The 19,419-nt window shown below is 40.7% G+C and carries 17 protein-coding genes; 16 read left to right on the top strand and 1 reads right to left on the bottom strand.

The genetic code is table 11. The features are described from left to right. Positions 1 to 148: 148 nt before the first annotated feature. From MKZ02_RS20530 to MKZ02_RS20515, 4 genes are all read left to right on the top strand, one after another. Positions 149 to 1,081 carry a beta-ketoacyl-ACP synthase III gene (locus MKZ02_RS20530; RefSeq protein WP_120036483.1) on the top strand — a complete coding sequence of 311 codons (933 nt, stop codon included), beginning with the start codon at positions 149 to 151 and terminating at the stop codon, positions 1,079 to 1,081. 43 nt (positions 1,082 to 1,124) lie between these two features. Further along, a complete protein-coding gene (gene fabF / locus MKZ02_RS20525; RefSeq protein ID WP_340855951.1) occupies positions 1,125 to 2,369 on the top strand; it encodes a beta-ketoacyl-ACP synthase II in 1,245 nt (414 codons plus the stop codon). Positions 2,370 to 2,570: 201 nt separating this feature from the next. Beyond that, the gene (locus tag MKZ02_RS20520) at positions 2,571 to 2,777 is read left to right on the top strand and encodes a hypothetical protein (RefSeq protein WP_120036485.1); all 207 of its coding nucleotides are present in this window, start codon (positions 2,571 to 2,573) and stop codon (positions 2,775 to 2,777) included. Between the two features lie 85 nt (positions 2,778 to 2,862). Continuing rightward, complete coding sequence (locus tag MKZ02_RS20515) at positions 2,863 to 3,618, top strand: YjbA family protein (RefSeq protein ID WP_120036486.1); 756 nt, start codon at positions 2,863 to 2,865, stop codon at positions 3,616 to 3,618. An 82-nt stretch (positions 3,619 to 3,700) separates the two neighbouring features. Here the strand turns inward: MKZ02_RS20515 and trpS are convergent, their stop codons facing one another. After that, positions 3,701 to 4,693 (bottom strand): tryptophan--tRNA ligase, encoded by a 993-nt coding sequence (trpS, locus tag MKZ02_RS20510; protein ID WP_142927240.1) that lies wholly within the window; start codon positions 4,691 to 4,693, stop codon positions 3,701 to 3,703. Positions 4,694 to 5,378: 685 nt separating this feature from the next. Between trpS and MKZ02_RS20505 the strand changes: the two genes are divergently transcribed. From MKZ02_RS20505 to pepF, 12 genes are all read left to right on the top strand, one after another. Beyond that, entirely contained in the window at positions 5,379 to 7,022 is a 1,644-nt protein-coding gene (locus tag MKZ02_RS20505) for a peptide ABC transporter substrate-binding protein (RefSeq protein WP_340855945.1), read from the top strand. An 85-nt stretch (positions 7,023 to 7,107) separates the two neighbouring features. Beyond that, the gene (locus MKZ02_RS20500) at positions 7,108 to 8,043 is read left to right on the top strand and encodes an ABC transporter permease (RefSeq protein WP_340855943.1); all 936 of its coding nucleotides are present in this window, start codon (positions 7,108 to 7,110) and stop codon (positions 8,041 to 8,043) included. Positions 8,044 to 8,058: 15 nt separating this feature from the next. Next, positions 8,059 to 8,973, top strand: a complete 915-nt coding sequence (locus tag MKZ02_RS20495; protein ID WP_340856464.1) for an ABC transporter permease — start codon at positions 8,059 to 8,061, stop codon at positions 8,971 to 8,973. A 13-nt stretch (positions 8,974 to 8,986) separates the two neighbouring features. Then, positions 8,987 to 10,051, top strand: a complete 1,065-nt coding sequence (locus MKZ02_RS20490; RefSeq protein ID WP_340855941.1) for an ABC transporter ATP-binding protein — start codon at positions 8,987 to 8,989, stop codon at positions 10,049 to 10,051. Positions 10,052 to 10,053: 2 nt separating this feature from the next. Continuing rightward, a complete protein-coding gene (locus tag MKZ02_RS20485; RefSeq protein WP_340855939.1) occupies positions 10,054 to 10,983 on the top strand; it encodes an ABC transporter ATP-binding protein in 930 nt (309 codons plus the stop codon). A gap of 172 nt (positions 10,984 to 11,155) precedes the next feature. Continuing rightward, positions 11,156 to 12,364, top strand: coding sequence for a putative glycoside hydrolase (locus MKZ02_RS20480; protein ID WP_340855937.1), 1,209 nt, complete (start codon positions 11,156 to 11,158; stop codon positions 12,362 to 12,364). Then, positions 12,365 to 12,940 (top strand): GNAT family N-acetyltransferase, encoded by a 576-nt coding sequence (locus tag MKZ02_RS20475; RefSeq protein ID WP_120036495.1) that lies wholly within the window; start codon positions 12,365 to 12,367, stop codon positions 12,938 to 12,940. Positions 12,941 to 13,310: 370 nt separating this feature from the next. Beyond that, complete coding sequence (gene spxA / locus MKZ02_RS20470; RefSeq protein WP_041099230.1) at positions 13,311 to 13,706, top strand: transcriptional regulator SpxA; 396 nt, start codon at positions 13,311 to 13,313, stop codon at positions 13,704 to 13,706. 243 nt (positions 13,707 to 13,949) lie between these two features. Further along, a complete protein-coding gene (gene mecA / locus MKZ02_RS20465) occupies positions 13,950 to 14,609 on the top strand; it encodes an adaptor protein MecA (protein WP_120036496.1) in 660 nt (219 codons plus the stop codon). A gap of 137 nt (positions 14,610 to 14,746) precedes the next feature. Beyond that, the gene (gene cls / locus MKZ02_RS20460; protein WP_340855928.1) at positions 14,747 to 16,261 is read left to right on the top strand and encodes a cardiolipin synthase; all 1,515 of its coding nucleotides are present in this window, start codon (positions 14,747 to 14,749) and stop codon (positions 16,259 to 16,261) included. A 129-nt stretch (positions 16,262 to 16,390) separates the two neighbouring features. Next, a complete protein-coding gene (locus MKZ02_RS20455) occupies positions 16,391 to 17,536 on the top strand; it encodes a competence protein CoiA (protein ID WP_340855926.1) in 1,146 nt (381 codons plus the stop codon). Positions 17,537 to 17,600: 64 nt separating this feature from the next. Then, on the top strand, positions 17,601 to 19,418 hold the full coding sequence (gene pepF / locus MKZ02_RS20450; RefSeq protein ID WP_120036499.1) for an oligoendopeptidase F: 1,818 nt from the start codon (positions 17,601 to 17,603) through the stop codon (positions 19,416 to 19,418). The last annotated feature ends 1 nt before the right edge of the window (position 19,419 follow it).

Raw genomic sequence — 19,419 nt, 5'->3', positions numbered from 1 at the left:
CAAGTACAACAGTGACTTCTATGATGTAAGAATAAGCAACATGCGACAAGATTCATCTATTGCAAAATGAGCCCTTTTTAAGTAAAATTAGTACCAAGTCTTAATATTTGATTATATGCTAATAGAGCAGTTGAAAGAAGGGGTCCTGATGAACGCAGGAATTATTGGAATGGGCCAATTTGTGCCTGAAAAAGAATTAACAAACTTTGACTTGGAAAAGATGATGGATACATCAGATGAGTGGATAAGAACAAGAACAGGAATCGAATCACGAAGAATTGCAGGGGACGAGACGGATACATCTGACATGGCCGTAAAAGCGGCGCAACAAGCCGTTGAAAATGCAGGGATTTCTCCTGAAGAGATCGATTTAATTATCGTGGCAACCGTCACTCCTGACTATCGCTTTCCTTCTGTAGCTACAATGATACAGCACCAAATCGGAGCTACAAAAGCTGCGGCTATGGACCTTAGTGCTGCATGTGCCGGCTTTATGTATGGAATTGTAACAGCAAAGCAGTTCATCGAAGCGAGTGATTACAAGCATGTTCTCGTTGTAGGTGTAGAAAAATTGACAAAAGCAGTGGATTGGTCTGACCGTAATACAGCTGTTTTATTCGGTGATGGGGCTGGAGCGGCTGTTGTTAGCCAAGTATCAGAAGGCCGCGGCATTTTAGCTTTTGAGCTCGGAGCGGACGGTTCAGGACTAAAGCATTTGTATCAAAAAGATTATATCAAAATGAATGGACGCGAAGTATTTAAGTTTGCTGTGCGCCAAATGGGAGAATCTTGTGTGAATGTGTTGGAAAAAGCGGGCCTTCAAAAGGAAGATGTCGATTTTTTGCTTCCTCATCAGGCAAATATCCGCATTATGGAAGCAGCACGTCAGCGGCTTGATCTGCCAAAAGAAAAAATGTCGGTTACTATTAATAAATATGGAAACACATCGTCTGCTTCCATCCCGCTCACTTTAATCGAAGAACTACAGGCAGGAAAAATTAAAGACGATGATCTATTAATCATGGTTGGGTTCGGCGGCGGACTCACTTGGGGTGCAATTGCTATGAGATGGGGACGCTAATCTTATATAGTGATTGAATAAGTAGTACGAAGGAGTGGAAAGAGTGGAAAAACGAAGAGTAGTTATTACCGGGCTTGGAATTATCTCGCCTGTTGGAAATACAGTAGAAGAAGCATGGGCTAATATTTTAAGTGGAGTCAGCGGAGTTAAACCGTTAACTCGAGTAAATCCAGATGATTATCCGGTAAAGGTAGCTGCAGAGGTTACCGATTTTAATCCAGAAGACTTTATGGATAAAAGAGATGCCCGCAAAATGGACCGTTTTACACAATATGCGGTCGCTGCAGCAAAGATGGCTGTGAAAAATGCAGATTTAACCATTGATGAATCCAATGCAGATCGCATCGGTGTTTGGGTAGGTTCAGGGATTGGCGGCATGGAAACATTCGAAAATCAATTTAAAACGTTTCTCGACCGCGGCTATCGACGCGTCAGCCCGTTCTTTGTGCCGATGATGATTCCCGATATGGCAGCGGGACAAGTATCCATTTTCTTAGGCGCTAAAGGAGTGAATTCCTGTACAGTAACTGCTTGTGCGACTGGCACGAACTCTATTGGCGACGCTTTTAAAGTGATTCAGCGTGGAGATGCAGATGCGATGATTACTGGAGGAAGCGAAGCGCCAATTACGCAAATGTCCGTAGCTGGATTCTGTGCGAACACCGCTCTATCAACGAACCCCGATCCAAAAACAGCAAGCCGTCCATTTGATGCAAACCGTGATGGCTTTGTTATGGGAGAAGGAGCGGGCATCGTTGTATTAGAAGAACTTGAACACGCTAAGAAGCGAGGCGCTCATATTTACGCAGAAATTGTCGGGTATGGCTCTACAGGAGACGCCCATCATATCACTGCTCCAGCACCAGATGGTGAAGGTGGAGCAAGAGCGATGCAAATCGCGATTGAAGATGGAGGCATTAATCCTGAAGAAGTAGATTACATTAATGCTCACGGAACGAGCACGCCGTATAACGATGAATTTGAAACGGCAGCGGTTAAAACAGTGTTCGGAGAGCATGCTTACAATTTAGCCATTAGCTCAACGAAATCCATGACAGGCCACCTACTAGGAGCGGCCGGGGGAGTAGAAGCGATCTTTACGGCTTTAGCAATTAAGAACAATATGTTACCACCAACGATTAATTATGAAACACCAGATCCGAAATGCGATTTAGATTACGTGACGAACGTATCGCGCAAAAAAGAAATTGATGTTGCACTCAGCAACTCCCTTGGCTTTGGCGGTCACAACGCGACCATTGCTTTACGTAAATACAAATCAGAATAAGCGATCAACGCCGAAGATGAATAAAAGCTCCGCTTTTATTCATCTTTTTTATTTTCCACGCGTTCAAAACAGCAGCCGACTGCCTGCAAAAGTTGTAAAGGGATCTGTCTATCCCTGTTTTTTTGGCATTTTTTTTATTGAAGGACATACATATATAGGACAAGCTGCTGCAGCCTGATCAATTGATAAAGGAAGAGGAAGATGGCCCTACGCCTAGTTGCCTTTTTAACCGGATTTGGCTTATCCATTCTCGGTGGAGTAAGCTGCATCATGTACTTAAATCTGCTGACAGCCGGGTTCACTGTGCAAGAGTATGTCCAATTTGTTTTCGAGCGGGTGGAATGTTACTTATTGGCGGCTGGTATTTTACTAATGACAGCTGCTCTCTACTTTCCAACGAGGCAATAAAGAAAAAATAGTCGTTCAAGGAATAATTTTACTTCGCTTTGCCCATACTTTAAGACAAATAGATGAAGAAGTGAGGAGGTTCATTATGTTATATCTTCATGATGTCTGGGTGAACTGGTTTGAGGGGGAGGAGAACGGGTACAATGTATGCCACTATCACGAATGGCGCAAAGAGGACGCTGTTGAGTTATTAGATCAGGTACCTTTGCTTTTAATCGACGAGAAATTATTTTATTATATTGAAAATCATTTAGCGGAATTGCCAAAACAACTCCTAGAGGATGTACGTAAAAAAGCTTTCTTGAGAAGAAATCATGAAAGAATCCAGTTGGAGCATTGTTTTGTCGTTACGGATGGAAGAGGGATATTGGCTGTTGATACAATGGGATACACGATTCCCGTACGCAAAAGCCGCCTCGTCCCAAGACAGGAACAGTTAGCTTTCGAAATGTTTGAAGTGCATCCAATCACATCCTATGAGCTTGCATGGGAAATGGAAGAAAAAGAATATCATATTTTATCGCTTTCTCCTGAAAGCATGAAAGGTTTAACAAGAAAAGAAAGACAACTAAAACAACTATTGTTTATGGCGCTTGATCAATTGTTTTCTTCAAAAAATTCAGCCGAGATTCGCTATTGGTACACAGAGTGGATGCCTGAGCGTTATGAGGATATCCAAACGATGAACGTGGAAGACATTAAAAGAATTTTTCTTGAAGAGACGATGGAAGGATGGACAAGCCGGCATGATCGTCTCTGTGAAAACCTCATAAAAGGACAGCCATTTTTTGAAAAGCTGTGGGAAACGGAACACACATCCAAAAATGAATCGATCAAATAAAAAGCTGAACCTCATCAGGTTCAGCTTTTTTATTGAATGGATGGTCTGCCTTCAAAGAGCGGCCAGACAAGTCGGGCATTTGTTATTTTTTCTTTCTACCCAGCCCCATGGCATTTTCCATTTTCTTTAGCATTTTTCCAGCTACTTGATTGGCTTTAGCGGCACCTTCATCTAGAATGAGGTCCAGCTCTTCAGAATCGAGAAGCTCATAATAGCGCTTTTGAATCGGTTCTAAATGGCGGACAACAACTTCAGCTAGTCCGGCTTTAAAGTCACCATATCCTTTGCCTTCATAGCGCTTTTCAATGTCTTCAATAGATAGTTCACCAAGCACAGAATAAATGGAAAGAAGATTAGAAAGGCCAGGCTTTGACTCTTTATCAAATTTTACGATGCCGTCCGAATCAGTAACGGCACTTTTAATTTTCTTTTCAATTTGTTTGGGATCGTCAAGCAGAGAGATAAAGGCTTTAGCATTCGGATCCGATTTACTCATTTTCTTCGCTGGATCCTGCAACGACATAACCCGAGCGCCCGATTTAGGGATGCGAACTTCAGGAATCGTAAAGATATCATTGTATTTACGGTTAAATCTTTCTGCAAGATCTCTGGTCAGCTCTAAATGCTGCTTCTGATCTTCCCCAACAGGCACCAAATCAGCTCCGTATAGCAAAATGTCAGCAGCCATGAGCGGCGGGTAAGTCAAAAGACCCGCGGAAACCGCTTCTTTGCCAGCTGACTTATCTTTAAACTGCGTCATTCGCTCTAATTCACCGATATAGGCGACGCATTGAAGCATCCAGCCAGCTTGAGCATGAGCTGGGACTTCTGATTGAATGAATAAAGTAGCTTTCTTAGGATCGATTCCAACAGCTATGTATAAAGCAGCCAGACTGCGAATATTTTGACGCAGCTTTAGACGGTCTTGGGGAACCGTAATGGCATGCTGATCAACGATACAGAAGTAACAATTGTAATCGTCCTGCAGTTCAGTAAATTGTTTGAGAGCACCAATATAGTTGCCAAGAGTAATTGTACCGCTCGGCTGGATGCCGGAAAAAATTGTTTTCATCACATAATCCCTCACTTCTTGTTGACAAAATTATAAACAAATACTCTGCAACTTTCAAGATAAGGAAAGAATGAGCATATAAAAGTAGAAGATATAATATAAAGCGAAAAAAAACAATATATGGAGTGTTTCTTTTCTAAACCCTTATAAAACAACTAGTGTAATTATAACTACTTAAATTGTAAGCTTCTGTCATTGAATTGAAGAGGCTTTAAAAAATACAAAACTGTTGTTAATTGGATTTTATAGTCGTAAAAAGAGATAAAATTCATAAAAATGAATAATAATTCAACAGGTGACACCTGTCACCTTTTCAAGGGGAAATAAACAATTAGCCTTCGTTATATAATAAACATACAAAGAGAAGGGAATAATCCCCATATTTTCTGTGAATCAGGTTTAAAAGAAGAAGATTTAAGTGATGAAACTATACTATGAAAATAACAATAGAAAATTTGTTTGGAATGACCAATAAATGAAAGCGTTTTATCTAAGTGAATTATTATTCAATTTAATGAAAAAATGCCATTTAGGGCTATTGGAAGGGGATTAATTACTCAATTAGGAAAATATATACTTTTTAAAAGGAATTGAAAAATAATTATTGCAAAAAAATTAAGAAAGTTTATAATTAGTAAAGAAATCTTCTGAATAATTAGGAAGAAAATAATGATTAAGGGGGATTTAGATGAAGAAAAGAAATTATACTTTTTTTCTTGCTTTATTGCTTGTGCTGAGTATGTTTCTTGCAGCATGTGGCGGCGGTAGCGGCAATGGCGGCGGTAACAAAGCTGGAGAAAATGCAAAAGAGGACAACAAAAATGAATTAAAAATTAATATTAAAACCGAGCCATTTTCTATGCATCCAGGCCTAGCAAATGATAGTACGTCTGGATCAGTCTTAAGAAATACTTTTGAAGGGCTGACAAGAATTAACAAAGACGACAAACCTGAAAATGCAGCAGCTGAAAAAGTAGACGTATCAGAGGATGGCAAAGTTTATACATTTACACTTCGTGATCACAAATGGTCAAACGGTGATCCGGTCACTGCGAAAGATTTTGAATATGCATGGAAATGGGCGCTTGATCCAAAGAATCAATCTCAATATGCTTACCAACTTTATTATTTAAAGAATGGCCAAGCTGCCAATGAAGGAAAAGCTAAAATTGATGAGGTAGGAGTTAAAGCGTTAGATGAGAAAAAGCTTCAAGTAACGTTAGAAAACCCTACGCCTTATTTTCTAGAGTTAACTGCCTTTTATACTTACTTACCTGTTAACAGCAAAGTTGCTCAACAAAATCCGAATTGGTATAAAAACGCTGGTGAAGATTATGTATCCAATGGACCATACGTAATGGACCAATGGGAACATAGCGACAAAATTGTTTTGAAGAAGAATGACCAGTATTGGGATAAAGACACTGTAAAGCTTGATACAATTCAAATGTTTATGATTAATGATGTAAATACAGAACTCTCCATGTTTAAAAAGGGAGAACTTGACTGGGCAGGTATGCCGTTCAGTTCTTTACCGACAGATGCTATGTCAAGCTTGAAAGATGAAAAACTATTAAACGTTGAACCGATCGCTGGGGTTTATTGGTATAAGTTCAACACAGAAATGAAACCGCTTAACAACGTGAATATCCGCAAGGCACTCACTTATGCGATCGACAGAAAGTCCATTGTAGAGAAGATTACAAAAGGTGGCCAGATTCCAGCAATGGCTGCAGTACCTCCTAGTATGTTTAAAGAAAATGAAAAAGGTTATTTCAAAGATCACGATGTTAAAACTGCAAAAGAATATTTAGAAAAAGGTTTAAAAGAATTGGGCTTGAAAGACGCTTCAGAACTTCCGGAAATTACAATTTCTTATAATACGGATGAAGCTCACCAAAAAATTGCTCAGGCAATCCAAGATACTTGGAAGAAGGAACTAGGTGTTAAAACGAAGCTTGGAAACGAAGAATGGGCTGTTTATATTGAAAAACTTCACTCTGGAGACTATATGGTTGGACGTATGGGATGGCTAGGAGACTTTAATGATCCAATTAACTTCCTTGAATTGTTCCGTGAGAAAGAAGGCGGAAACAACGATACAAATTGGGAAAATCCAGAATTCAAGAAACTTTTAGTGGAATCACAAAAAGAAATGGATCCTGAAAAGCGTGCTCAAATGTTAAAAGATGCTGAGAAGATCTTTATTGATGAAATGCCTGTAGCTCCAATCTATTTCTATACGAACTCTTGGGTACAGAGAGAGAACCTAAAAGATGTAGTTATGTCCGGTTTAGGCGACGTGCAGCTGAAATGGGCTCACTTTGAGTAATTAATTTCTAAATCAAGGGTATGTGGGACAGGTTCCCATGTACCCTTGAGTTTTGAGTTTTATGCATAATTTGGAGGTGTACAAAATGATCAAATATTTTGGTAAGAGATTCTTCTACATGTTTTTGTCCTTATTAGTAATCATTACAGCAACGTTCTTTCTTATGAGGCTTGCTCCGGGAAACCCATTTACCTCTGAAAAACAATTGCCCCCAGAAATAGAAGCCAACTTAAATGCTCATTACGGGCTTAATGAACCGTGGTATATTCAGTATTTTGATTATTTGAAAAAAATTGCTACTTGGGATTTTGGCCCTTCTTTTAAATATAAAGGCCAAACCGTCAATGACATTATTAGTGAAGGTTTTCCAGTTTCGTTAGCACTAGGAATAGAAGCTATCTTTATTGCTCTAGCTTTAGGTGTTTTGTTAGGAGTACTCGCTGCCTTATATCATAACAAGTGGCAAGATTATTCATCAATGATTCTAGCTGTCATTGGCATATCAGTACCGTCTTTTATTATGGCTGCTCTTTTGCAATATATCTTTGCTATTAAGCTACAGATACTTCCTGTAGCCCGTTGGGATTCTTTTGCTCACACAATTCTCCCGGCCCTGGCTTTAGCGACTACTCCGCTTGCGTTTATTGCCCGTCTAACCCGTTCTTCCATGCTTGAGGTGTTGTCTAATGATTATATTAAAACAGCTAAAGCGAAAGGGTTAAGCCGTGGAGTTATTACTGTTAAACACGCAGTTCGTAATGCGATGATGCCAGTAGTGTCTTATCTTGGCCCACTTTCTGCAGGAATTATCACAGGAAGCTTCGTCATTGAAAAAATCTTTGGTATTCCGGGATTAGGATCACACTTTGTAACAAGTATTCAAAACCGCGATTATACAGTCATCATGGGTGTAACTGTGTTTTATAGCATTCTATTGCTTCTATCAATTTTTATTGTTGACATTATCTATGGAATGATTGACCCAAGAATCAAACTAAGAGCACACAAGAAGGGAGCCTAATCTGAAATGAGCGCGATGCCAGAAAAGAACAATAAATTTGTAGTTGTCGGATCACAGATAGATAACGCCGAAAAAATTGATAAACCGAGTTTGTCCTTTTGGAAAGAAGCATGGATTCATTTTAAAAAGAATAAATTGGCCATGTTTGGCGCATTCCTTCTGATTGTATTAATCCTCATGGCTATCATTGGACCCCATATTGTGAAATATGATTATGCTACTAACGATCTGATGAATTCCAACCAGCCGCCGTCTGCGAAACATTGGTTTGGCACAGATGATCTTGGCCGTGATGTGTTTGCACGTACATGGGAAGGAGCGAGAATTTCACTATTTATCGGGATTGCTGCTGCTCTCATCGATTTGCTTATCGGAATTATCTGGGGAGGAATTGCTGGCTACAAAGGCGGCCGGGTAGATGAAATTATGATGCGGATTGCAGACATTTTGTACGGTATTCCGAACCTTCTTATGATTATTATTTTAATGGTAGTGCTTGGTCAAGGCCTTGGTACGATGATTTTAGCAATGACTATTACGGGCTGGATTGGGATGGCTAGGATTGTCCGCGGCCAAGTTTTGCAGTTGAAAACTCAGGAGTTTGTATTGGCTTCAAGAACACTGGGTGCCGATTCAAAAAGAATTTTATTCAAACATTTAATCCCTAACTCGATGGGGCCTATCCTTGTTACCCTTACTCTGACTATTCCTACCGCTATATTTACAGAAGCATTTTTAAGCTTTCTTGGTTTAGGTTTAAATCCTCCTTTAGCAAGCTGGGGAACAATGGCTTCCGATGGATTGCCGGCTCTTGAGTACTTCCCGTGGAGATTATTTTTCCCGGCAACATTCATTTGTTTAACAATCTTTGCTTTTAACGTGATTGGGGACGGCTTACGAGATGCGCTTGATCCACGGTTAAGAAAATAGGAGGACGTATACGATGGAAAAGTTATTGGAAGTTAAAAACTTAGAGGTCGGATTTCAGACTTATGGTGGTTATGTGCATGCTGTGAGAGGTATCAGTTTTGATGTGAACAAGGGAGAAACACTGGCAATCGTTGGTGAATCTGGGTCAGGAAAAAGTGTAACGACACAGGCAATTATGAAGCTTATACCTATGCCTCCCGGTGAAATTAAAAACGGACAAATTCTTCTGGAAGGAGAAGATTTGGTTCCTAAAACTTCTAAACAGATGGAAAAAATACTCGGACAAGATATTAGCATGATTTTTCAGGATCCAATGACCTCTTTAAATCCTACGATGAGGGTAGGAGCCCAAATTACAGAGGTAATCTTGAAGCATAACAATGTGAGCAAGGAAGCAGCCAATAAACAAGCGATTGAATTATTAAAGCTTGTTGGCATCCCGAAAGCTGAAGAACGGGTTAGACAATATCCCCATCAATTTTCCGGCGGGATGAGGCAGAGGGTAATGATCGCGATTGCGCTGGCGGCTAATCCCAAACTACTGATTGCCGATGAGCCCACAACAGCACTTGATGTAACCATCCAAGCTCAAATACTAGAGCTGATGAAGAACATTAAAAAAGAAGTTGGGTCTTCCATTATTTTTATTACTCATGATTTAGGCGTAGTGGCTAATGTAGCAGACCGGGTAGCGGTTATGTATGCTGGACAGATTGTAGAGATTGGTACAGTGGATGAGATCTTTTACGATCCCCGCCATCCATATACATGGGGACTGATGGCTTCTATGCCTAGTCTGGAGACTGTAGATGACGGACAATTGGAAGCGATTCCGGGAACGCCGCCTGATTTAACGAATCCTCCAAAGGGCGATGCATTTGCTCCGAGAAATCCTTACGCTCTGCAGATTGATTATGAAGAGGAACCACCAATGTTTCAGGTATCACCTACACATTTTGCAAAAACTTGGCTTCTGCATCCTGACGCTCCAAGAGTGGACCCTCCTGAAGCAGTCCTTAAAATTAGAAAGAAATTAGCGGGAACGTTTGAGAAGCCGGTTATGGTAAGGGGGGTTTAGTAATGAAAGAGAAATTAATTGAAGTCAAAGGATTAAAGCAGTATTTTAATATCGGATTTCCTAATGAAGTGCGAGCAGTAGATGATGTATCCTTTGATATTTACCGCGGAGAAACACTCGGATTAGTAGGGGAATCAGGATGCGGGAAGTCAACAACTGGGCGGACAATTATTCGCTTATATGATGCTACTGGGGGACAGGTATTATTTAATGGAAAAGATGTGCACGGCAAGAAGTCGAAAAGAGATTTAAAAGAATTCAACCGTAAGATGCAAATGATCTTCCAAGACCCTTATGCGTCACTTAACCCGCGTATGAAGGTAGCGGATATTATTGCAGAAGGAATCGATATTCATGGTTTGGCAAAAACAAAAAAAGAGCGAATGGATAAAGTATATAGTTTGCTGGAGACGGTCGGCTTGAACCGCGAGCATGCCAATCGCTACCCGCACGAGTTTTCTGGCGGCCAGCGCCAGCGTCTTGGGATTGCACGTGCCCTTGCGGTAGAGCCGGACTTTATCATTGCAGATGAGCCGATTTCAGCGCTGGACGTATCGATTCAAGCGCAAGTTGTGAACTTGATGCAGAAGCTGCAAAAAGAAAAAGGTTTGACATACTTATTTATTGCACATGATCTGTCAATGGTAAAGTACATCAGTGATCGTATCGGTGTCATGTATTTTGGAAAGCTGGTGGAACTCGCACCAAGCAATGTGCTGTATGAAAAGCCGCTTCATCCGTACACACAGTCTCTGCTTTCGGCTATTCCACTTCCGGATCCGGACTATGAAAGAAATCGTACACGAAAAACATACGACCCAGCGGTTCATAATTATGCTGCCGGTGAAGAAGTAAGAATGAGAGAGATAGCACCGGAGCATTGGGTATACTGCTCTGAAAAAGAGTTTAAACAATACAAGGCAAATTATTAAAAGAAAATGGGCCCTCTGCCCAGTCTATCTATGGCTGGCTTGCAGAGGGCCTCATTTTTTTGAATCAATGACTAACAATATTTAAGTAGTTGTAGATTTTCTGTTTAAAGTAAGTGTAAGAGGATAAAAGATAACGAGACTGGTGAAAAAAGGATAGGAGGGAGGAATAGGTATGGAGAGATGGAAAAAGATAGGAACGGCTGTTCTTCTAATTGGAATGCTTCTTCTTCCTGGAGCAACTGGCACAGCACAGGAAGAAGTGAATTTTAAAGAACGGCCCATACCATCCTTAAACAAAGAAGTTCCAAGCAAAGTGGCGCGCTTCCAAAGCAGGTCTGATTTGCACTTTACTTATCCGGATGCAGTTCGGGGGATTTATGTGACTGGTCACTCAGCAGGAGGGGCTCGGTTTGATAAGCTTCTCAAAATGGTGGAAGCAACGGAATTAAATGCAATGGTCATTGACATAAAGGACGATCATGGAAATCTTACATACAAACCGAAGCGTGACTCTCCATATGAAGGAATCAGCCAGCCGTTTATTAAAGATACGAGAATGCTGCTGGAGAAAATGGAGGAAAAGCAAGTATATCCGATTGCACGCGTGGTTGTTTTTAAGGATACTAACCTGGCAAAAGCCAAGCCGGAATGGTCTTTTACTGAAAATGGGAAGGTATGGTCAAATGGCGGTGGGGAATCTTTCGTCAATCCATTTATGAAAGAAGTATGGGACTACAACGTAGGCATAGCCATTGAGGCAGCAAAAATGGGTTTCCAAGAAGTGCAATTCGATTATGTTCGCTTTCCAGAGGGATTTGAGAAACGGGATAAGCAGCTCATTTACAATCTCGGTGAATATGCAAACTCAAAAGAAGATGCTGTTCATCGACGGGTACAGGCGGTAACAGACTTTGTTCATTATGCGCGAGAAAAACTAAGGCCTTATGGAGTAAAAGTGTCTGTCGATATTTTCGGTTATTCCGCTACGCTGCCGGAAGCTCCTGGAATTGGGCAAAACTTTTCAAAAATTGCCGAGAACGTGGATGTGATTTCTTCAATGGTCTACCCTAGTCATTGGACCTCTTATTTTGGGATTGCCAAACCCGACACGGAACCCTACAAATTAATTACAGAATATGTTAAGGTGGAGAACAAGAAGCTGAAGGAGTTGAAAACTCCACCGCTTTCGAGACCGTGGCTGCAAGACTTTACAGCTTCTTGGCTTGGAACCGGCAATTATCGTCCTTACGGCAAGGCTGAGGTAGAAGCACAAATTCGCGCGTTAAATGAAAATGGCATAAATGAATTTTTATTGTGGAATGCTAGCAATAAGTATACGCAGGATGTGGATTATACACCCTTAAAAAGAAAGGAAGATTAAATGCATTGGTATGAAAAGCTAAATCAATATTTTCCGATTGAAGAAATGAAATCAAGAGAACACATCGAATTACTTTTAGAAGAGCAAAGCGATATTTATCATAAAGATGAAGGCCCTAATCATGTGCTTATTTATGTGGAATTCGATGATTTTATATTTGTTGATTATTTATTTGTATCAAAGAATGCCCGCGGACAGGGGCTTGGCCATAAGCTAATCGACAAGCTAAAAGCAAAAGGGAAAGCGATCATCTTAGAGGTGGAACCGGTTAACTACGAAGATACAGACAGTGAGAAGCGCTTGCGTTTTTATGCGAGAGAGGGATTCAATCATGCTTCAACCATCGGTTACTCCCGTCGTTCCCTCGCTACTAATGAAGTAAACGATATGGAAATTCTTTATTGGACATCAAAGGATGAAACAGAGGAAAAGATCTATGAAAGCATGAAAAAAACGTATCGGCTCATCCATAAGTATAAAGATGAAGAATTGTATGGAGAACCATTTGATCCTGTTCAAGAGGTTTTATCCAGGGATGAAACGAGAGACGAAGATATACTAAAGGAATTAACATAACGAGAGGTAGGTCCCAAATAGAAGGCCAGTTACTGTCAGATTGCATGGTATCCGCTAGTGATTAGAGGGAAACTGGTCGTTTGGGATCTTGTTTTGCTTGTTTAGTAAAACATTTATAAGTGGTTTAAAGGGGAAAAAGAAAGGGTAAAAATAAGAAGTATGTCTATTATTTTTAAATAAAGAAGAAATGAAAAAAATTTGTAATTATTATTACAATGTAATGAAAACTGTATTCATGAGCTGTTCCATCATGTATAATATATATTGTAGCCGGGCATTTGAAATTATTCAAATCGACTGCTTCATGAATGGAGATTCCTCATGAAAGAACAGGTATTATATTTTAATCTTTAAGGAGTGTGTTTGAGGAATGGTTACTTTATATACTTCACCAAGTTGTACTTCCTGCCGCAAAGCAAAAGCATGGTTAGAAGAACACGAAATTCCATACGTTGAAAGAAATATTTTTTCCGAGCCTTTGAGCATCGAAGAAATTAAAGAGATATTACGAATGACAGAAGATGGCACGGATGAAATCATTTCCACACGCTCAAAGATCTTTCAAAAGTTAAATGTAGATCTTGAGGCGCTGCCTCTACAAAATTTATTCGAGCTGATCCAATCTAATCCAGGGCTGCTTCGCCGTCCGATTATTCTGGATGAGAAACGATTACAAGTAGGCTATAACGAGGATGAAATTCGCCGATTCTTGCCAAGAAAAGTGCGTACATTCCAATTGAAGGAAGCGCAACGGCTCGTCAACTAAAGAAGAGAACCTTCATACCGGAAGTATGGGGGTTTTTATTTTTATTTCCGGGTTGTAATTTTTATAAAATTCAGATAGAATAGCGAGACACTCTTTTTATTTTAGAATCATTATATTTTCATTTGCTTTGCGTTTAGCATACAATAGAATCAGGTAGATGTATATCATCAAGCTATTTGGGGCAATGCCTAATAATAAGGGGAGTCGTCCTCAGGTACCCTTAGACGGAAGGGAGAGGTAGTTATGGAAATTGAACGTATTAACGACAACACAGTTAAGTTTTACATTTCATACTTGGATATAGAGGAAAGAGGCTTTGATCGCGAGGAAATTTGGTATAATCGCGAGAGAAGTGAAGAACTTTTTTGGGACATGATGGAAGAAATACATGATGAAGAAGACTTTACAGTCGATGGACCGCTATGGATTCAAGTTCAAGCCTTAGACAAGGGGCTCGAAATATTGGTAACACAAGCGAATCTAACGAAGGATGGTCAACGAATTGAGCTGCCGCTTCCCGGAGATAAGTACCGGGATTTCCCAGTTGACGATCGTTTGGAAGAACTGCTCGATGAACATTTTCAGGCAAATGAAGATGCCGAAGCGAAAGAGCCTATGCTGGAATTTATGCTTTCATTTAATGATTTTGAGGATCTCATACAATTAAGCAAGCGGACAGATCTAGATGAGCTGTCAACACAATTGTATGCCTACAATAATAAATACTATTTATTTGTGGAATTTCCAGAGGGGACTCTGGATGAGGAAAAAGTGGAAAATACATTAAGCCTGTTGCTAGAATATACAGATGAATCAGGAGTGACCGTCCATCGCCTTCAGGAATATGGAACATGCGTGATGGAAAGCGATGTATTTGAAACTGTTCGCAAATATTTCAATTAATAAAGCCAGCGCGGATTTCTTTGGAAATCAGCGCTTTTTTTATGAATAAATAAAAAGAAGAGCGGGCGTTTCTTTGGGAAAAAAGGGTATAATAGCAGGAAATGAGCAACAGGAGTAGAAGGGGCAGGAGAAAACGAATGAAACATACGATAAAAGTAGCCGGTTTTGTGTTAGCTGTGATTGTGCTCTATATATTGTGGGCGGATCACTATATGAACGGGCTATTGAAATATACGAGCGTGGCGTTAACACTTTCTGTAATTGTCATTAGCTTTTTAATCTTTTTTGAAAACAGGCACCCGACGCAAACAGTTACATGGCTTGTCGTGTTAGGTGCTTTTCCGCTTTTTGGATTTATTTTTTACTTATTATTTGGCAGAAGCTACCGGAAAGAACGGATGTTTAAGAAAAAATATATTCTGGATAAAGAAACATATCAACAATACAACTTTACCCATACACCGGAAGATTTAAGGCAGCATTTCCAGAAGTATGGAGAGCATAAAGTGTATGCCCTAGCGGAAAGGCTCGGCAATATGGAGATCTCTTTTCACACTGAAACCGAATTATTGACAAATGGCGAGGAAACATATGATTCCATTCTGAGAGAATTGAAAAAAGCCCGTCATCATATTCACATGGAGTACTATATCGTACGCGCAGACGGCATTGGCAACGAAATTAAGGATGTGCTGATTGCTAAAGCTAAAGATGGTGTAAAGGTCCGCTTTTTATACGATGCGGTGGGTTCCTGGAGGCTGTCGAAAGCCTATATTGAGGAATTGCGGGAAGCTGGCATTGAAATGGTGGCCTTTGGTCCAGTAAAAATGCCGCTTCTAAACAGCAAGTTCAACTTCCGCAATCATCGTAAGATCATTGTTATTGATGGCAAAGTGGGATTTGTCGGTGGTTTAAATATCGGTGATGAATATTTAGGGAAAGATCCCCAGTTTGGATTTTGGCGCGATACTCATTTATACGTACGTGGAGAAGCGGTCCGTTCGCTGCAGTTAATTTTCCTTCAGGACTGGTATTACATGACGAATGACAGCTTCATTACACCAGGATATTTAACACCTGAACCGGAGAAAAAGGTACGGAGAACAGGGGGAGTCCAAATGATCGCTGGAGGCCCAGATAATGAGTGGAGCGTCATTAAAAATGTTTTCTTTTCCATGATTACATCGGCACAGGAGTTTGTTTGGATTGCTAGCCCTTATTTCATCCCGGATGAAGATATTTTTTCAGCATTAAAAATTGCTGCTTTAAGCGGGATAGATGTCCGCTTATTAGTGCCAAAGCACCCTGACAAGCGGATCGTCTTTCATGCCTCTCGTTCCTATTTCCCGGAATTGCTTGAAGCCGGGGCGCGCATTTTCGAATATAGGGAAGGATTCATGCATAGTAAATTTATTATCGTGGATGGCGAGATAGCTTCCATCGGTACATCAAATATGGACATGAGGAGTTTCCATTTGAACTTTGAGGTGAATGCTTTCCTGTACCACACTCACAGCATCGAATCACTCGTGAGGGAATACATCAACGATATTCATGCCTCTGATGAAATCAACTTGGATGACTTTAATGGGCGTCACCTTGGTTATCGTCTCATTGAATCAACATCGAGGCTCCTATCGCCATTATTGTAAGAGCAAAGCCTAAGGCTTTGCTCTTTTTGTGAATGGGGAAGAGGCAGGGAAATATAACTTCCTTCCATTTTCGGAAGGAACGGGAAGAAAGAGGGCGAATAAAGGTAAGGAGGAAAGGAGTGTCAATTTATGCTAGTGGCTATTAATCAATTCGGTCAGGTGATCAGCCTGGAAAGCCGCCTTGAAGAATCAGTGATTCGGAAAATCCGCGATTCTTCTTACTTTTGTCCCTCTTGCCGACAGCCAGTGGTTTTGAAGGCAGGGGCTATAAAGATGCCCCATTTTGCTCATCAGTCATTGCGTGCATGCGCGTCGTTTTCTGAAGGAGAATCCGACCGCCATTTGAAGGGGAAAGCTGATTTATACAAATGGATCAGTCGCACTCATAAAACAGAGCTGGAGGCCTATTTGCCAGAAATGGCCCAGCGCCCTGATTTACTCGTAGAAGGAAAAGTAGCGATCGAATATCAATGTTCTCCTCTTTCGGCTACTCTGTTTGCCAAAAGAACAAAGGGATATGAAGAAAATGACATTGTTCCGTTCTGGATATATGGAGGCCCGCCGGTTAAGAGACAGAATCGACTTTATCAAATCTCCGCCTTTCATCGCCTCTTTTTTCGGTATTCTCCGCATTTTGGCTTTTGGTTTCTGGCCTACTGTCCAGATCGCCAGCACTTCATTCTCTATTCTCAACTTACTCCAATGTCCCCGTCTCTTTATTCAGCTTCTGTCCAAATAATACCGCTCTATTCTTTATCCTATCCCCCAACATTTACTAAAGCTCATACACTTGCTGTTTTTTCCCTGTCCGACTGGTTTCGCCAAAGAGATTGCTGGCTGCAAAAACAACTATATTTTAAACAAGGGTTATATGATTCATTTTTCAGCGCAGTATATAAAACAAGTCATCACCCGTCCTTGTTGCCCCTTTGTATAGGAATGCCGGTTCGATTTATGGCACTTATTAAAAATCATCCGATTGAATGGCAATTTTATTTATGGAACGATTTGTTGGTCTCTAAAAAGAACGCAGTAGCAGAAGAAGCAGTAGCGGTGATTGAGAAGAGGATAGAGCGGGGAGAGCTGCAGATGAATACTTTTCCATTGTGTCCATCACCGGGAATTCTCTGTCTTATGACGGAATATTTATCCCTTTGGCAAGCGGTGGGAACGGAGAATAAACGAGTAAATCGCACAGTATTTGAACGGACAGAGAGAGAAAAAATTTTTATAAATGATTTTGAAGAGTTTATCATCCCCCGGCTTATTTTTTGAGTTTTTCGGCATACAATAATATGATTAAGAGGAAGAGAAATTATGGAAACTGGAGGGGTTAAAGATGACGAACGAACAAGCAGTAAAGCAGCTTCCGGCAAGGGATAGTGTACAGGAAGAGCTAACATGGCGGCTCGAAGATATCTTTGAAGATGACCAGCAATGGGAGCAGGAATTTGAGCAGGTTAAGAAACTGTCAGAACAAGCACAAACCTATCGGGGAACACTCGGAGAAAGTGCAGAAAATCTTTATCGTTTTTTCACTTATCAAGATGAGTTATTAGAGCGCATGGGCAAACTGTATACATACTCTCATATGCGCTATGATCAAGATACAACAAATTCTCACTATCAGGGAATGGACGATCGCGCGAAAAATTTATACACCCAAATTGGAAGTGCTCTTTCATATGCAACGCCTGAAATCTTAGCGATTGATGAAGAAAAGTTAAAGCAATTCATAGGTAGCTATGAAGGGTTAAAGGTGTACAAACAGGCGATTGAAGAAATCAATTTACAGCGTCCGCACGTATTATCGGCGGCGGAGGAGAATTTATTAGCTCAAGTATCAGAAGTCACAGCTGCTGCCAGCAATACTTTTGGCATGCTGAATAACGCCGATCTTGAATTTCCGGTCATTAAGGATGAAGAAGGGGATGACGTCCAAATTACGCATGGCCGTTATATTCAATTTCTGGAATCCAGTGACCGCCGTGTAAGAGAAGAAGCATTTAAAGCGGTCTATAAAACATATGGGAACTTCAAAAATACGTTTGCAAGCACGCTTAGCAGCCAAGTGAAAAAGGATAATTTTTATGCGCGTGTGCGGCATTATAACAATGCGCGAGAAGCCGCATTGGCAGGCAATAATATTCCGGAAGCGGTGTATGATAACCTTGTTAACACAGTAAATGACAATTTGCATTTGCTCCACCGTTACGTGGAACTCCGAAAAAAAGTGCTTGGTGTTGATGAGCTTCATATGTATGATTTATATACTCCGCTCGTAAAAGATGTAAAGATGAAAGTGACTTATGATGAAGCGAAAGAGTATATGATCAATGGATTGGCTCCAATGGGAGAAGAATACAGCCGGATCTTGAAAAGTGGCCTAGAGAACCGCTGGGTCGATGTGGTTGAAAATAAAGGGAAGCGCAGCGGGGCGTATTCTTCTGGTGCGTACGGAACCAATCCGTATATTTTGATGAATTGGCAGGACAATGTGAACAATCTATTTACATTAGTTCATGAATTTGGCCACAGCATGCACAGTTATTTCACGAGAGAATCCCAGCCTTACGTATATGGCAACTACTCCATCTTTGTGGCAGAAGTGGCTTCTACGTGCAATGAAGCACTGCTGAATGACTATATGCTTAAAAATCTAGATGATGAGAAGAAACGGCTTTATATTTTGAATCATTATCTTGAAGGGTTCCGCGGTACCGTTTTCCGTCAAACCATGTTTGCTGAATTCGAGCACCTGATTCACATGAAGGCTCAAAACGGAGAAGCGCTGACAGCGGATTCTTTAACGAAGGAATACTATGAGCTAAATAAAAAATATTTTGGCAGCGGCATGGTTATTGACGAAGAGATCGGCCTTGAGTGGGCGCGCATTCCACATTTTTATTACAATTACTATGTGTATCAGTATGCAACGGGCTTTAGTGCAGCGACAGCGCTCAGCAAACAAATTTTAGAGGAAGGCCAGCCGGCGGTAGACCGTTATATTAACGAGTTCTTAAAAGCAGGCAGCTCTGATTATCCAATCGAAGTATTAAAGAAAGCAGGAGTCGATATGACCACTGCTCAACCAATTGAAGAAGCTTGCAAAGTGTTTGAAGAGAAATTAAATGAAATGGAGCAATTGCTGTCATAAA

This window comes from Pseudobacillus sp. FSL P4-0506, from assembly GCF_038003025.1.
In the GTDB taxonomy this organism is placed as follows: Bacteria; Bacillota; Bacilli; order Bacillales; family Domibacillaceae; genus Pseudobacillus.
Note: the sequence above shows the minus strand (reverse complement) of the source record. Positions and strands in the feature narration are given on the sequence as shown.

Excerpts from the sequence above, each read along its gene's own strand:
- MKZ02_RS20530 (WP_120036483.1), top strand. The coding sequence starts at position 149 with ATGAACGCAGGAATTATTGGAATGGGCCAATTTGTGCCTGAAAAAGAA.
- MKZ02_RS20520 (WP_120036485.1), top strand. The coding sequence starts at position 2,571 with ATGGCCCTACGCCTAGTTGCCTTTTTAACCGGATTTGGCTTATCCATT.
- MKZ02_RS20515 (WP_120036486.1), top strand. The coding sequence starts at position 2,863 with ATGTTATATCTTCATGATGTCTGGGTGAACTGGTTTGAGGGGGAGGAG.
- MKZ02_RS20505 (WP_340855945.1), top strand. The coding sequence starts at position 5,379 with ATGAAGAAAAGAAATTATACTTTTTTTCTTGCTTTATTGCTTGTGCTG.
- MKZ02_RS20500 (WP_340855943.1), top strand. The coding sequence starts at position 7,108 with ATGATCAAATATTTTGGTAAGAGATTCTTCTACATGTTTTTGTCCTTA.
- MKZ02_RS20495 (WP_340856464.1), top strand. The coding sequence starts at position 8,059 with ATGCCAGAAAAGAACAATAAATTTGTAGTTGTCGGATCACAGATAGAT.
- MKZ02_RS20490 (WP_340855941.1), top strand. The coding sequence starts at position 8,987 with ATGGAAAAGTTATTGGAAGTTAAAAACTTAGAGGTCGGATTTCAGACT.
- MKZ02_RS20485 (WP_340855939.1), top strand. The coding sequence starts at position 10,054 with ATGAAAGAGAAATTAATTGAAGTCAAAGGATTAAAGCAGTATTTTAAT.
- MKZ02_RS20480 (WP_340855937.1), top strand. The coding sequence starts at position 11,156 with ATGGAGAGATGGAAAAAGATAGGAACGGCTGTTCTTCTAATTGGAATG.
- MKZ02_RS20475 (WP_120036495.1), top strand. The coding sequence starts at position 12,365 with ATGCATTGGTATGAAAAGCTAAATCAATATTTTCCGATTGAAGAAATG.
- spxA (WP_041099230.1), top strand. The coding sequence starts at position 13,311 with ATGGTTACTTTATATACTTCACCAAGTTGTACTTCCTGCCGCAAAGCA.
- mecA (WP_120036496.1), top strand. The coding sequence starts at position 13,950 with ATGGAAATTGAACGTATTAACGACAACACAGTTAAGTTTTACATTTCA.
- cls (WP_340855928.1), top strand. The coding sequence starts at position 14,747 with ATGAAACATACGATAAAAGTAGCCGGTTTTGTGTTAGCTGTGATTGTG.
- MKZ02_RS20455 (WP_340855926.1), top strand. The coding sequence starts at position 16,391 with ATGCTAGTGGCTATTAATCAATTCGGTCAGGTGATCAGCCTGGAAAGC.
- pepF (WP_120036499.1), top strand. The coding sequence starts at position 17,601 with ATGACGAACGAACAAGCAGTAAAGCAGCTTCCGGCAAGGGATAGTGTA.